The following is a 12,395-nucleotide window of genomic DNA, read 5'->3' as shown; positions in this document are numbered from 1 at the left end:
GATTCTGTGTAAAGAAGGTTTCAGGGTCGGTGTGGCAAAACATGTTCACCAACGGGGTTTCACGATAGATGTGAAGGGGAAGGATTCATGGAGGTTTGCCAAAGCTGGTGCTAAAACTATAGCTATAGTATCGCCGAATGAGTTGGCAGTTATAAAGAAGGGTGATTTTTGTCAAACTTTGGAGAATATTCTTAATCTATTCAATCGTCAGGATTTTGACATCGTATTCCTAGAAGGATTCCATACTTTCGTTGCAAAAAGGAGAGATATTTACAAGATTATAACTGCGAAGAATAGGGAGGAGTTAGACTCTATCCTTAAGGATGTGGTTGGTCCTATTTTAGCTGTGACAGGAAGGGTTGTTGAAGATTTAGCACCATCGAACCTAAATGTACCGGAAGCATCAGTAATAAACTTAAATTTAGATAGAGATGGGCAAACCCTCCTATCACTAATCAAAGAGAAGTTAAAAATTAAAGGAGAATCCTCTTTTTAACGTTCAAAACACCAATATGATCTCCTTTAACCGATCAAACCTTTAGCGTTAAAGATGAAGGAATTCAGAGGGAAAGAAAAATGTAAGGTTGCCAATTTACCATCGAAAAATATTTATTTTACCCTCCCCAAAGGAGGGAGAGGGTCACGTTAATAGAGTTTAATGACCATCAAATAAAGATGAAAGCTCTTTTTGCATTAGAAGATGGAAGTATCTTTTACGGCAAGGGTTTCGGTGCTGAGGGCGAAGCCTACGGCGAGGCGGTATTCTGCACGAGCATGACCGGTTATGAAGAAGCATTGACCGATCCATCTTACAACGGACAGATCTTGATCATGACCTACCCTCTCATAGGTAACTATGGTATTCATGAATCTAGCTTTCAATCCGAAAGGATTCAAGTAGAAGGATTTGTGGTTATGGAGGCTTGTAAAATCCCATCACACCATCGACCTATAAAGACGATTCATGAATTTTTAAGAGATTATGGAATTCCAGCGATCGAGGGTGTGGATACGAGGGCACTCACTATAAAGATTCGTAAGTATGGTGTGATGAAGAGTGCACTCATCACCTACACTAACGATCCTCCGAATATCGATGAAGTTTTGAGAAAGACACGTAATCAACCATCTACATCGGAGATAGATTTGGTGAGGGAGGTTACGAGGAGGAATGTGGAGAGGATCGATGTAAAAGGTAACTATGAAGTAGTACTCATCGATTGTGGTGTAAAGAAGAGCATTATAGATGCTTTACTCAGGCGTGGTGTGAATATTACGATAGTGCCTGCCAATGTGAATTATGAGGAGATCATGGATTATGATCCGGATGGCGTGGTAATCTCGAATGGACCGGGCGATCCCGCTTATATACGCTATGTAATAGAGACGGTAGAGAAGCTCATCGGTAAATTACCTACGCTCGGTATCTGCCTCGGCCATCAACTCCTTGCACTTGCCTCTGGAGCAAAGACCTATAAGATGAAGTTCGGCCATCGTGGTAGCAACCATCCGGTTAAAGACTTGATTACTAACCGAGTCTATATCACATCTCAAAATCACGGGTTTGCTGTAGAACCTTCGAGTTTAGATGGAACGGGATTCAAAATCTCATCCATAAACGTGAATGATCGCACCGTTGAAGGGCTCATACATAGAGAATTACCCATCATTTCTACACAGTACCATCCCGAAGGACATTCGGGGCCGAGGGATGCGGAGTATGTCTTCGACCTCTTCTTAAATTGGTTAAGAGAGTATTGAGGAGGTCGATCGGTTGCCAAAGAGAGATGACATAAAGAGTGTCTTGGTGATCGGCTCGGGCCCGATCGTAATCGGCCAGGCGGCCGAATTCGACTACTCAGGCTCCCAAGCGTGCCGCTCCCTTAAAGAGGAGGGTGTAAAGGTAATTCTCGTCAATTCGAATCCGGCTACCATTCAAACCGATACCGATGTAGCCGATGAAGTTTATATCGAGCCATTGACGCCCGAAATCATCGCTGAGATAATAAAAAAGGAGAGGCCTGACGGTCTATTACCCACGATGGGCGGTCAGACGGGCCTTAACTTAGCGGTAAAGTTGGAAGAGATGGGTATATTGGAAAAGTATGGGGTGAAGGTGATCGGGACGAGTGTTAAATCTATTATGTATGCTGAGGATCGAAGGCTCTTTAATGAACTCTTAAAGAGCATAGGTGAGCCCTATCCTAAGAGTGTGGAAGTGAGATCTGTAGATGAGGCTTTAAGTGCTGTAAATCACCTTGGCGGTTACCCAATCCTTTGTAGAGCGAGTTACTGTCTCGGTGGTACTGGCTCGGGTATAGCGTGGAATGACGATGAATTGATAAAGGTTGTAAAGAGGGGCTTAGAGGTTAGTATGAATAATGCGGTAGCGTTGGATGAATGTGTGTTGGGGTGGAAGGAGATCGAGTATGAAGTGATGAGAGATTCTTACGATAATTGCATAACCATCTGCAATATGGAGAATATCGACCCCATGGGCATCCATACGGGTGAGAGTATCGTGGTAGCACCTGCACAGACACTCAGTGATGAAGAGCACCAGACCCTTCGTGCCGCCGCTATAAAGATCATCAGAGCTTTAAAGATCGAAGGTGCCTGCAACATACAGTTCGCTGTTAGGCCGGAGAAGTTCGAATATTCGGTAATAGAGGTTAATCCAAGGGCGAGTAGAAGCTCCGCCCTCGCATCGAAGGCTACAGGCTATCCTATAGCGAGGGTGGCTGCGAAGATCGCTTTAGGTCTATCGCTCGATGAAATTTTGAACCGTGTCACAGGTGAAACTTTCGCATCCTTTGAGCCCGCTCTCGATTATGTCGTCATAAAGATTCCACGATGGCCCTTCGATAAATTTGTAGAAGCCGATCAAGTGATAGGGACTCAGATGAAGTCTACTGGCGAGGTTATGGCTATAGGTAGGACGTTCGAGGAAGCACTTCAGAAGGCTGTGAGGTCTCTCGAAATTACGATCCCACATCTGAGTAAAGATTTTGATGTGAGCCAAGATGAGTTATACAAAATGTTAAAGTATCCGACCGATAAAAGGCTCTTTTACATCTATAAAGCTCTCAAGATGGGCTGGACCCCGGAGGAGATCAATAGGATTACACATATAGATCTATGGTTCCTAAATAAGATCTTAAATATTGTAAAGATGGAGGAGAGGCTCCGTAGCGCTACGAAGGATGAACTCGTCCATCTGATTGAGGAGGCAAAGAAGCTCGGCTTCTCCGATTTACAGATAGCCGATATTACGGGTATGAAGGAGGAGGATGTAAGGGCCTTAAGAAGAAGGCTTGGTATCAAGGCTAGGTTCAAGATGGTCGATACCTGTGCGGCAGAATTTGAAGCGAAGACTCCATACTACTATTCGACTTACAATGGTGAAGATGAAGTCAGTGTTTCTAAACGTAAAAAGATAGCGATCATCGGGGGTGGGCCTATAAGGATCGGGCAAGGTATCGAATTTGATTACTGCTGTGTCCATGCATCTATGGTATTGAGAGAAGAAGGGATTGAGTCGATCATCATCAATAACAATCCCGAAACCGTAAGTACAGATTACGATATGTCTGATAAGCTCTATTTCGAACCACTCACCTTCGAAGATGTGATGAACGTCATCGAAAAGGAGAATCCCGATGGTGTGATACTACAATTTGGAGGGCAGACCCCCATAAATCTTGCCCTAGCATTAAAAAGGGCTGGTGTGAATATTCTCGGAACATCGGCCGAGAGTATAGATATAACGGAGGATCGAGAGAAGTTCAATAAACTCCTCAATTCTTTAAAGATACCTCAACCGAAGGGTGCCGCTGTAACATCGAAAGAGGATGCATTAAATGTTGCTAAAGAGCTCGGTTACCCAGTACTGATACGCCCATCCTACGTGTTGAGTGGTAGGGCGATGGCATTGATCCATGATGAGGAGGAATTAAGAAGGTATATAGATGAAGCCATCAAAGTTTCAGGGAATCATCCCATATTGATCGATAAATTCCTTCAGAATGCCATCGAAGTCGATGTAGATGTTGTAGCCGATGGAAACGATGTATTCATAGGTGGTATTTTAGAGCATATCGAAATGGCCGGTGTACATTCTGGGGATGCGGCGATGGTTATACCCCCAAAGACCCTCTCTCCAAAGACTATATCGCTCATAAAAGATTATACGAAGCGGTTGGCAAAGGAGTTAAGAATCGTCGGATTGATGAATATTCAGTACGCAGTCAAGGATGGTGAGGTATACGTATTAGAAGTGAATCCGAGGGCTTCGAGGACAGTGCCATTCGTCAGTAAAGCTATAGGGGTACCATTGGCCAAAGTGGCGACGAAGGTTATGCTCGGCCATACATTAAAGAGTATGGGTTTGGTGGATGATGTAAATATCAACTATACGGCGGTCAAAGAATCGGTATTTCCTTTTGCCAAATTACCACGTGTAGACCCCGTTCTCGGTCCAGAGATGAAGTCTACTGGCGAGGTTATGGGTATCGATGAGGACTTCGGTAGAGCTTACTATAAATCTCAATTGGCTGCTGGCAACAATCTACCGATGGCTGGAAGGATCTTCTTAAGTATCAGTAGAAGGGAGGGTGTGAAAGATATTCAAGAGATCGGTAAGAGGTTAAAGGAGCTCGGTTTTGAAATATTGGCAACGGAGGGTACAGCGAAAGCCCTGATGGAGGTTGGTGTTGAGGTAAAGGTCGTGAAGAAGGTGAGCGAAGGCTCTCCCAACATCATCGATCATATCCGGAAGGGTGATGTGAATCTGATAATCAATACGCCGAGTGTAGGAAGAGATCCTACACGAGATGGATACAAGATCAGAAGGGCAGCGGTCGATTATCGAATACCTTATATTACCACTATACAAGCGGCAAGGGCGATGATAGAAGCTATCGAAGTTATGAAGAAGGAGCAGATCTCTGTAAACTCTTTAAATCATTACCACAAAAAATTAAAGCTTATACAACAGGTAGCTCGATTAGACCGATAACTCCACACCTTATCCATATTCCTTTATTCTACTCATCCTTCGTCTTTCATCTTTTATTCGAAAGACCACTTAGGATCCAATAGGTGAATGCTGAGGTTAATAGGCTCGGTATCGATGCTCCTAACCATGGTATGTACCAAACGATCGAGTAATAGATCAGTACACCCGTGCTCCAGGCCACGATCGCTCTAATATTAATACCACCTCGATACTTATAAGCACCTTTAAGACCGTAGAGCATCTCCAAATCATACCTTCTATTCTTTACGAGAAAATAATCTACAAATGCTACACCGAAGACCGGGACGAATACCGAACCGATCCAAAGGAGGAACCATTCGTAATGGTAAACCTTTTCACCGATCAGCATGGCGAGAATGGCGCTCAGTATCCCAAGCGTTATTATCAAGAGACGTTGCTTTAACCTTGGGAAGAGGTTTTGAATCGATACCGCTGCAGAGTATAAGTCTGCGAATCCATTATCGACTTCATAGATCAATATCAATACTAAAGCGAAGGCGCCCAAATGGACGAGCATGATCGCCGAGACCACGTCTGTCGTACCCATCGAAAGGATCAAAATCGCACCTACTCCATAACCTATCACATTCGCTATAATATAGCCGATGAATGTGCCCCAGAATCCTTCTTTAGAATTACGTGCGAATCGGTTGTAATCGGCTATGAGAGGCATCCAAGAGATGGGCATCGCTATAACTATATCCATGGCAAGGAGTAAAGGTAAATCCCCTTGAGCTGGTAATGCGATCAAATCTAAGAAGTTACGTGTAGTTAAAGCCGAATAAGCGATCCATACCGTGGAACCGTACAAAATCCAGAATGCGAATTTCTCCAACCATTCTCTCACCACCGCTATCGGGCCTACGATACCCATCAACACACAAAAGGTTGTGAAGATTATGACCCATAGATAGAAGTTAGAGTACCCAAAGGCACTCTTTGAGATGTTGTTCGCTGCTAAAGCCATTACCACTATCTCAAATACCGTCCAACCTACCAGTTGGATGATATTTAGAATGCTAGGGAGGTACGAGCCATAGATTCCGAAGGAGGGTCTTAATACGACCATCGTGGGAATGGCATTATCACTACCCATGACTCCTACGAGTGCCAGAGGTAAAGAGCCTATGATACTACCAACGATTATTATAAGGAGTGCAGCATTAAGGCTCAGTTGAGGTACTAACAGTGAACCAGCCCAGAATACGAGTAAGCCTTTACCTAAACTCGTCCATAAAATAAAGTAATCGATAAATCTCAGATAGCGATAATCCTTAGAGACTGGCTCGATGCCCCACTCGGGAGGGAAACGGATCTTCATTTTAACTCAACAATCAAATCCATATATTTCTCGATTATGGTGAGCATCTCTTCTTCACGCTTCGAAATACCAGAACCTTTATCATCCTTGAGTGAAGTGCCTTTATATGCATTGGCGATAAACGTTTTAGATTTCGTTAAGAGCTGAAGGATCCTCTGAATATTACCCATGTGAAGGTAGATCGATAGATCGTTGATGAATAAAATCTCCGTCGGCTTTAACATAAATTCTGTGATCAACTTATCGATATTGATCGCATTCTCTCGAGCAAGTTCTAATACCTCATTACTAGTTCGCCCCTCTAATCGAGGTGCTCTTACTCTATCCGGCTTCAGATAATTCACAAATCTTACATAATCCGTATAGGATTCTAACCTCTCTCCAACCTTACCATAAATTGACCTTATCGAAGGAGAAGGGGCCATATCTATGACCGTTATCTTATTCGAATAACCGCCCTCTACCGCCTCATTTAATAGCTTGGCTGTAAGTCTGGTCTTACCCGTATTTAAATCACCTACGATAAGAACCTTCTTATTCAAAAGATCCCTAAAATGATATTCTCTCAAGGATACCTCTCTTCTTTAATGCGGTGAGGATCAAGTACCCTATCGTAGCTCCAGGTATGCTGCTGAATAAGAATGATACTAGGAATAGTTGCCATTGGGCCGTTAAGCCGAAGAATGATACTTTTATCGTGAGCCCAGTCAAAGGGGCTACGATAAGTGCGCTGATGAATGCACCCAAACTCGTTCCAATGGGCTCGAAGAGTGCAGCAGTATTTCTTTTCATTATGTATCGGTAGATCAGGCCCACGATGATCGCGCCCGGTATTCCACCCGGGAATGCGTGTACAGTACCAGTTCCTATACTGACCCTTAGAATACCGATGGCCAGCGCAACGAAAGCACCATACCACGGACCTAGTATAACTCCTGAAATACCATTGATCATGTGTTGAAATGGATAGAGTTTAGGTCCAGCACCTACCGGTATCGGACCCGGATAGATAGATAGCGCAACCCCTAACGATATCAGCAAGGCTATGAGTGCGATTCTCTTCGCTACTGCCATACCACTTACACGAAGAATGGACATACTTATAAGTATGTTAATAAATCACTTATAATATGCACCCGCCTTGTGAGATCATGGTCAAGGACTTTTTACCCGCACTAAAGGGCCTGATCGCGCATAGGTTAAAAGAGAGGAATATAGGTCAATGGAGGATGGCCCGTATGTTAGGTGTCACTCAAGCTGCGATCAGCCAATACCTCTCAAAAGATCCCCAATACTACTTTAAAAGGTTGGATGAATTGGGTATCAAAAGGGATGAAGGCATTAAGATTGTAGAGCTTTTATGTGAAGACCTATTTATAAGTCAGGTCGATGCTTTACGTACGCTATACACCATTTGGAGGAGGTTGTTGGCTGAAGGTAGATTATGTGATGCACATCGACGTCTATATCTAATCGATAAAGATTGTGACATCTGCATAAAGTTATTTAGGGCTGAAGTTATCGATCGAGCGAAGATTCAGGTATTAGAGGATTTGAAGAGGGCTGTAAGGATCCTTGAAACCTCTCCCCACTTTTCGTACATCATGCCCGAAGTTTCGGTGAATATTGCATCAGCGATCCCCAATGCAAGTATAGAGGCCGATATCGCAGCAATCCCCGGAAGGATCGGTAGAGTGCATGGTAGGGCGAAAGCGATGATGGATCCGGAGTTTGGGGCTTCTCGCCATATGGCAAGGATACTTCTGTGTGCAATGCACTACAGTAAAGATGTTAGAGCTGTGATCAATGTAAAGTACGATGACAAGATCGATAAAATCCTTAAAGAGGTGGGTTATAGTCTAATTTATATAGAGCAGGTAGGCCCTCCACGTGCTGGTGTCGATGTGGTCGTTGAAAGCTTTAACGATAAATTATCGAAATTGGGAAGAATTCCAAAAGTCGTGATTCATAAGGGTGGGATAGGTATAGAACCGATGACCTATATCTTTGGAGGATCTGCTACCGAAGTTGCGGAAGAAGCTACCAGAATCGCAAGTGAATACATCCGTAATTCGTAATTCGTAAATACTTATCTTTTGATACGTTATTCAGTATTCAATTAACTCTATAAACTCTATACTAATGCTATTGGCTGCTGAATATCGACCTTCCTCTGCACCGCTGCTTGTATGAATTTGACGAAGATTGGTTCTGGAGCATTCGGTCTACTGATAAACTCTGGGTGGTATTGAGTTGCAAAGTAGAATGGATGTCTCGGTACTTCTAAGATTTCAGCCCTTTTCCCTCCATCGCTGTAAGCTGAAAAGATCATGCCAGCATTCTCCAACGTTTCAAGGTATGCTTGGTTCAATTCGTACCTGTGTCGATGCCTCTCTCTGATGATCTTCTTACCATAGATCTTAAAAGCATTGGTACCTTCTTTGATCGTTATTTCATGCCCGCCAAGTCTCATGGTCGCCCCCATTTCTTTTACATTCTTTTGCTCGGGAAGTAGATCTATTACAGGGTGTGGTGTTAAGGGATCGAATTCGGTAGAATTCGCCCCAATCAGGTTTACAACGTACCTCGCAAATGCTACTACTGCCAATTGGAAGCCGAGGCAGAGCCCTAGGTAAGGTATACTGTGTAGATATGCGTAATTGGCTGCCATGATCTTACCCTCAATCCCCCTTTTACCAAAGCCTCCGGGCACGAGGATACCATGAAAATCCTTCAGTATAGAGAGTAGCTCTGGCTTATGTTCGAGCTCTTCCGAATCGATCCATTCGGCGCGAACTCTTACACCTTGTGATGTAGCTGCATGGATCAAAGCATGATTAATACTAACATAACTATCAACTAAACTCACATACTTGCCAACAATAGCGATTTTGACCTCATCTTTAGCATTCAAAAATGAATTTAAGAATTGGTTCCAATCGTGCCAATCGATCCCTTTGTAGTTTAGTTGTAGCTTTTTACATATGTATGAAAGTGCTCCCTCTTTTTCCAGTATCTGTGGTACTTCATATACTATGCTCACATCGGGATTGGATATCACACCATCATATTCGACACTCGTGAATAGTGAAATCTTCCTTTTTGATTCTTCGGATAGATAATCCTTACAACGCACTATGATCATATCCGGTTGTATACCGATGCGCCTCAATTCCTGTACGCTATGTTGTGTAGGTTTTGTCTTCTGCTCTCCAACGGGCTCCAGTATGGGTGCAAGTGTGACATGCACAAATAATGTGTTAGATGTACCTTCTTCTAACCTCATCTGGCGTAAGGCTTCGAGAAACGGTAGCCCTTCTATATCCCCTACTGTACCTCCACATTCAACCAATACTATATCTACAGAGCTCTTTTGGGCTATCGTTCTGATCCTTCTCTTAATTTCATCGGTCACGTGAGGGATGATCTGTACACATCGACCTAGGTAAGTACCTTTTCGCTCCTCTTCGATGACGCGCTTATACACCTGACCAGCGGTGATATTATGCTCAGATGTTAAGTTTTGATTTAGGAAACGTTCATACGTCCCAATATCCATGTCCGTTTCGCCACCATCGTCCGTAACGAATACCTCACCATGGATCAATGGGTTCATAGTACCAGCATCGACGTTGAGGTATGGATCGATCTTTATACATGTCACCTTAAAGCTTGCCAACTGGAGGAGTTTCGCTATAGAAGCAGTAGTAACCCCCTTCCCTAACCCCGACATCACCCCTCCAGTAACAAAGATGTATTTGGGCATAGTTATCCAAGCTGACTAACGATAATTAAACCTTTTGAGTTTAACGTAGATGACTTTTAAGAGAAGATCTTTATCATCTATTATCATCTATCATCCTTCACAATCCTTCATCATCCTAATATCGGGTGTATAGGAACGGTAAGATCACTGATATCGACATAACATCTATACATCTTATCTAAATTTGAAATTACCGTCAATAATGATGGAAGGGGTTTCTGTAAAAATTCTGCCTTTAGATTCGTCAGAACTTCGTAAAGGTTGTGATTCGCTTCTTCAACCCTCTTCAAATCCTTTTCATCTTTAGAGAGAAATGCTTTTACGGCGAGCTTCTGACTCTCTTCTAAAAATGTTCTAACCTTTAACAATCGGTCACTCAATTCTTTGCTCAGATCTTTTGAAATAGCGTGAAGATTCTGAACGAGCTCGACGGCAGCATCACCCGCAGCCTCAAGAATTGTAGCCGCTACACGGTAATCTAAACAATCTACAGCGCTCAATCCATAGGTATTGGCCAACCTTTGGTTTAACACGGCACTTCTCAACATTCGTACAAGTAGAAAGTAGATTCTATCCACTTCATCATCTCTCTCAATAATGACTTTTGCTAGATGTTCATCATTCTCTATAAGTGAAGTAATCGCATCCTTGATCATGCCCATTACCAACATATGCATCCTCATGAACATCTTGGTGGGGTTAAGTGTCGTGGGTTCAGGAAGGAATTGTAACGTTATAGAATGTGCATCCTCTTCGACGATCTCTAAACCGATCAACCTTCGGACCCCCTTCTTTATACCCTCTCTATCTTTGTAATCGATCCGTTTATTCCCGAAGATTTTGATCACATCATAACCTAACAGGTAAGCTCCAGTGATCTTATCTACTAAACGCTCTAAATCTTCAGCCAGATAAGGTATGTTGATCTCATACGATCTCTTCTCCTCGCCTCGAAATGGATGAAGTAAAAGCCCTCCATCGATGGTCGTATCGATCGCGATTATACTACCTTTCTTCAAACCGTACCGCTCTACCCATTCTTTTGGTAGAGAGATTAAGATCGTCCCTCCGCCCATCTCCTGCGCTTTGCGGAGTTCCAAACTTTTACACCTTAATGATCGTGATAATGCATTTGTGATAAATAAACATTCTAAATGTATCGTTACAGTTAGAGATGGACGAGGTTATAGGATGATGAGCTCCTTCGGGAATTTTGTTAAAATTTCTACACCATGTGAGATGTGGATCGTGTCTTCAATCCTGACTCCGTATCTATTTGGAATGTAGACCCCAGGCTCTATCGTCACCACATCATCTTTCATTAACTTATCATTCGAGCCCGGCCCCAGCCATGGGGGTTCATGAACCTCTAAACCCACACCATGGCCAGTGGAGTGGATGAAATACTCTCCCAAACCTCTTTCGATCAACCTATCTCTACAGACCTTATCTACATCTCTACACAAAGCCCCATCGGTCGCACTTTTTATACCCAATTCTTGAACTTCTCTAACTACTTCATAAATCTCTTTAATCTCGTTCGATACACTTCCTAAACCAAAGGTTCGAGTTGCATCGGCCACATAGCCTTTATACATGAAGAATAGATCGATTATCACCAAATCGCCCGGATTTAACCTTCTATCGGTAGGCTCTGCGTGTGGATATGAAGTATTTGGTCCCGAGGCGACTATGATCGGAATGGTTGCAGTAGTGATGGAGGGTGTGCAACCCATCGAGATCGCTTTTGAAAATAGCTTCGCAGCGACCTCCCTCTCACTTATGCCCACGGTTAAGATCTCATTAACTGCTTCGAACAATTCATCGATCATCGCCGCAACCTTTTTTATACATGAGATTTCGAACTCATCCTTCCTCCTCCTCAATTCGTAATAGAATTGTGGATCGAACTTTACATTCTGGCCCATGGCCTCTCTAACTCTATCGGCGATGGATACTCGAGGATTATCGAATAATACCCTCCTCCCTTTCAAGCGCTCTATAATAACATCGTAGAGGGATGAACCGATCTTAACACCTATCACCTCACAATTTACAGATTGAGATTCGGCCCTACTCTTATCCAAGATCTGTGTATAAATCAGAGTTTTAGACTCATCGATCATTACTACACCATTACCCCAAAAGCCGGTTAAATAGTACAAATTTTCAGGGCTACTCGCTACCACAACATCGAACCCTAAACTCTTAGCAGATTTGAGGGCCCTTTCCCTTCGCTCATTTACGATACTCGTAGCTATATGCATACC

General features: G+C 43.2%; 10 protein-coding genes. 4 read left to right on the top strand and 6 right to left on the bottom strand.

The features are described 5' to 3' along the window. From NZ896_01690 to carB, 3 genes are all read left to right on the top strand, one after another. On the top strand, positions 1-496 hold a 496-nt coding region (locus NZ896_01690), incomplete at its 5' end, for a molybdopterin-guanine dinucleotide biosynthesis protein MobB (protein MCS7116165.1). Between the two features lie 179 nt (positions 497-675). Beyond that, on the top strand, positions 676-1,761 hold the full coding sequence (gene carA, locus NZ896_01685; GenBank protein MCS7116164.1) for a glutamine-hydrolyzing carbamoyl-phosphate synthase small subunit: 1,086 nt from the start codon (positions 676-678) through the stop codon (positions 1,759-1,761). A gap of 13 nt (positions 1,762-1,774) precedes the next feature. Beyond that, positions 1,775-5,017 carry a carbamoyl-phosphate synthase large subunit gene (gene carB / locus NZ896_01680; protein ID MCS7116163.1) on the top strand — a complete coding sequence of 1,081 codons (3,243 nt, stop codon included), beginning with the start codon at positions 1,775-1,777 and terminating at the stop codon, positions 5,015-5,017. Positions 5,018-5,063: 46 nt separating this feature from the next. Here the strand turns inward: carB and cytX are convergent, their stop codons facing one another. The 3 genes from cytX to thiW are packed head-to-tail and all read right to left on the bottom strand — an operon-like array spanning position 5,064 to position 7,457. Next, positions 5,064-6,359, bottom strand: a complete 1,296-nt coding sequence (gene cytX, locus NZ896_01675; GenBank protein MCS7116162.1) for a putative hydroxymethylpyrimidine transporter CytX — start codon at positions 6,357-6,359, stop codon at positions 5,064-5,066. Further along, positions 6,356-6,901, bottom strand: coding sequence for a hypothetical protein (locus NZ896_01670; GenBank protein MCS7116161.1), 546 nt, complete (start codon positions 6,899-6,901; stop codon positions 6,356-6,358). Before NZ896_01670 ends, cytX begins: the two co-directional genes overlap by 4 nt. Before the next feature lie 7 nt (positions 6,902-6,908). Then, complete coding sequence (gene thiW / locus NZ896_01665) at positions 6,909-7,457, bottom strand: energy coupling factor transporter S component ThiW (protein ID MCS7116160.1); 549 nt, start codon at positions 7,455-7,457, stop codon at positions 6,909-6,911. A gap of 32 nt (positions 7,458-7,489) precedes the next feature. On the opposite strand from thiW, the gene NZ896_01660 reads away from it, so the two are divergent. Then, positions 7,490-8,437 (top strand): hypothetical protein, encoded by a 948-nt coding sequence (locus NZ896_01660; protein MCS7116159.1) that lies wholly within the window; start codon positions 7,490-7,492, stop codon positions 8,435-8,437. A 56-nt stretch (positions 8,438-8,493) separates the two neighbouring features. Here the strand turns inward: NZ896_01660 and NZ896_01655 are convergent, their stop codons facing one another. The 3 genes from NZ896_01655 to NZ896_01645 all read right to left on the bottom strand — a co-directional run bounded on the left by NZ896_01655 (position 8,494) and on the right by NZ896_01645 (position 12,392). Beyond that, entirely contained in the window at positions 8,494-10,125 is a 1,632-nt protein-coding gene (locus NZ896_01655; protein MCS7116158.1) for a CTP synthase, read from the bottom strand. Between the two features lie 110 nt (positions 10,126-10,235). Beyond that, positions 10,236-11,225 carry a phosphate uptake regulator PhoU gene (locus NZ896_01650; protein ID MCS7116157.1) on the bottom strand — a complete coding sequence of 330 codons (990 nt, stop codon included), beginning with the start codon at positions 11,223-11,225 and terminating at the stop codon, positions 10,236-10,238. 84 nt (positions 11,226-11,309) lie between these two features. Next, positions 11,310-12,392 carry an aminopeptidase P family protein gene (locus NZ896_01645; protein ID MCS7116156.1) on the bottom strand — a complete coding sequence of 361 codons (1,083 nt, stop codon included), beginning with the start codon at positions 12,390-12,392 and terminating at the stop codon, positions 11,310-11,312. Between the last annotated feature and the right edge of the window lie 3 nt (positions 12,393-12,395).

Source organism: Nitrososphaerales archaeon (genome assembly GCA_025058425.1).
Taxonomy (GTDB): Archaea; Thermoproteota; Nitrososphaeria; order Nitrososphaerales; family JANXEG01; genus JANXEG01.
This window is presented reverse-complemented; position numbering and strand designations above follow the sequence as displayed.